The sequence below is a fragment of the Arthrobacter sp. GW460-12-1-14-TSB2 genome, assembly GCF_059423525.1.
Genome location: NZ_JBWKYC010000047.1, coordinates 1 through 1,797, shown reverse-complemented (window position 1 = coordinate 1,797; position 1,797 = coordinate 1). Strand labels below are relative to the sequence as shown.

At 55.6% G+C, this 1,797-nt stretch carries 1 rRNA gene; it reads right to left on the bottom strand.

Features of this window, described 5'->3' with window-relative positions:
• Positions 1 to 82: 82 nt before the first annotated feature.
• A 16S ribosomal RNA gene (locus AC07YR_RS23150) occupies positions 83 to 1,608 on the bottom strand.
• Positions 1,609 to 1,797: the final 189 nt, after the last annotated feature.

Here is a 1,797-nt window from a genome sequence, read left to right as displayed (position 1 = left end):
ACGTCTGCGCAACGGGCATATACTCCTGACAACCCCGCCACACCCGCATACACGGGGCACGGTGGCTGTAGGTGCTCCTTAGAAAGGAGGTGATCCAGCCGCACCTTCCGGTACGGCTACCTTGTTACGACTTAGTCCCAATCGCCAGTCCCACCTTCGACAGCTCCCTCCCACAAGGGGTTAGGCCACCGGCTTCGGGTGTTACCAACTTTCGTGACTTGACGGGCGGTGTGTACAAGGCCCGGGAACGTATTCACCGCAGCGTTGCTGATCTGCGATTACTAGCGACTCCGACTTCATGGGGTCGAGTTGCAGACCCCAATCCGAACTGAGACCGGCTTTTTGGGATTAGCTCCACCTCACAGTATCGCAACCCTTTGTACCGGCCATTGTAGCATGCGTGAAGCCCAAGACATAAGGGGCATGATGATTTGACGTCGTCCCCACCTTCCTCCGAGTTGACCCCGGCAGTCTCCCATGAGTCCCCGCCATTACGCGCTGGCAACATGGAACGAGGGTTGCGCTCGTTGCGGGACTTAACCCAACATCTCACGACACGAGCTGACGACAACCATGCACCACCTGTGAACCGGCCCCAAAGGGGAAGGACTGTTTCCAGCCCGGTCCGGCCCATGTCAAGCCTTGGTAAGGTTCTTCGCGTTGCATCGAATTAATCCGCATGCTCCGCCGCTTGTGCGGGCCCCCGTCAATTCCTTTGAGTTTTAGCCTTGCGGCCGTACTCCCCAGGCGGGGCACTTAATGCGTTAGCTACGGCGCGGAAAACGTGGAATGTCCCCCACACCTAGTGCCCAACGTTTACGGCATGGACTACCAGGGTATCTAATCCTGTTCGCTCCCCATGCTTTCGCTCCTCAGCGTCAGTTAATGCCCAGAGACCTGCCTTCGCCATCGGTGTTCCTCCTGATATCTGCGCATTTCACCGCTACACCAGGAATTCCAGTCTCCCCTACATCACTCTAGTCTGCCCGTACCCACCGCAGATCCGGAGTTGAGCCCCGGACTTTCACGGCAGACGCGACAAACCGCCTACGAGCTCTTTACGCCCAATAATTCCGGATAACGCTTGCGCCCTACGTATTACCGCGGCTGCTGGCACGTAGTTAGCCGGCGCTTCTTCTGCAGGTACCGTCACTTTCGCTTCTTCCCTACTGAAAGAGGTTTACAACCCGAAGGCCGTCATCCCTCACGCGGCGTCGCTGCATCAGGCTTTCGCCCATTGTGCAATATTCCCCACTGCTGCCTCCCGTAGGAGTCTGGGCCGTGTCTCAGTCCCAGTGTGGCCGGTCACCCTCTCAGGCCGGCTACCCGTCGTCGCCTTGGTGAGCCATTACCTCACCAACAAGCTGATAGGCCGCGAGTCCATCCAAAACCACAAAAAGCTTTCCACCCCCCACCATGCGATGAGGAGTCATATCCGGTATTAGACCCAGTTTCCCAGGCTTATCCCAGAGTTAAGGGCAGGTTACTCACGTGTTACTCACCCGTTCGCCACTAATCACCCCAGCAAGCTGGAGGTCATCGTTCGACTTGCATGTGTTAAGCACGCCGCCAGCGTTCATCCTGAGCCAGGATCAAACTCTCCGTTGAAGTAAAACAAAAACGAACACAACTCAAAACCCCCGGGAAAACGGAAGAAAAAAGCTGCAAAATTTGAAACCAGCTGTAAAAACCAGACCACACCACGGGGTGGCGGATCCAGTCAATTCAACCAATCCATATAAATAAATTGGTATCAACAAACTTGGCACACTATTGAGTTCTCAAACAACAGACACA